Annotated in this window: 2 pseudogenes; one reads left to right on the top strand and one right to left on the bottom strand. The window is 55.3% G+C overall.

Annotated elements, in window-relative coordinates:
* Positions 1-126 (top strand): annotated as a pseudogene (locus EU800_RS26390) (IS481 family transposase); the annotation flags it as partial.
* Here the strand turns inward: EU800_RS26390 and EU800_RS27420 are convergent.
* Positions 67-300 (bottom strand): annotated as a pseudogene (locus tag EU800_RS27420) (hypothetical protein); the annotation flags it as partial. The pseudogenes EU800_RS26390 and EU800_RS27420 overlap by 60 nt on opposite strands.

Genomic DNA, 300 nt, shown 5'->3' with positions numbered 1-300 from the left:
TTCGCCCGAAGGCTCAAGACCCTCAGCGGTCTCACGCCATACGAATACATCTGCAAGATCTGGACTTCAGAGCCAGACAGATTCAATGTCGATCCGATCCACCAAATGCCGGGACTGAACACCTAACAACCCGGACGCGGATGAGCGCCAAACGACTGCGCCAAATTTATTATAGGAAAGTCTGAAGAACCTTCGCCTCTGGGCGTGATCTGATAGGGTCTGTGTATCCGCGAGAGGAGCGCCGACGATGCCGAAACAGCCCGCCTTCCCGAGCATGACGCAGGCGATGAAGAAGAAGCG

It is taken from the genome of Tropicimonas sp. IMCC6043, from assembly GCF_004146235.1.
In the GTDB taxonomy this organism is placed as follows: domain Bacteria; phylum Pseudomonadota; class Alphaproteobacteria; order Rhodobacterales; family Rhodobacteraceae; genus Tropicimonas.
Note: the sequence above shows the minus strand (reverse complement) of the source record. Positions and strands in the feature narration are given on the sequence as shown.